We start from the raw sequence: 549 nt of genomic DNA on the forward strand, positions 1-549 counted from the left end.
GGCAACGTCATCCGGTGACAACCAATCTGGGCGATTCCGAGGATTGGGGGGCGTGGTTGCGTCAGATTGACGTGAATCACCGCTCGGGCGAGGTTTTAATGACAGGTATTGAAGAACGCCCGCTGCTGGTTCTGGATCGCGTTGGCGAGGGGCGCGTTGCGATGCTGGCCTCCGACCACGCTTGGCTGTGGAGCCGCGGTTTTGAAGGTGGTGGCCCGCAGTTGGAACTGCTGCGCAGGCTGGCCCATTGGATGATGAAGGAACCCGAATTGGAAGAAGAGGCGCTGTGGGCCGAGGCCAACGGGCAATCGATGCGCATCATTCGCCAGACGCTTGAAGATGAGGTTGGGCCAGTGACGGTGACGCGCCCGAATGGCGAGACTTTGGAAATCACCTTGGAAGAAGTTTCTCCCGGTCGGTTCGAAGCACAATACTATGGGCCAGAGATCGGACTGTACCGGTTGCAGGAAGGCGACCATATGGCCGTGATTGGCCTTGGCCCTGCTGCACCGAAGGAGTTTGAGCGTACCATCGCAACCGGCGATGTTC

The 549-nt window shown here is 59.2% G+C and carries 1 pseudogene; it reads left to right on the forward strand.

Annotated features, from left to right (window positions below):
- Positions 1-549, forward strand: a pseudogene (locus ACR0JF_RS23410) (hypothetical protein); the annotation flags it as partial.

Source organism: Ruegeria sp. BG11, from assembly GCF_056538565.1.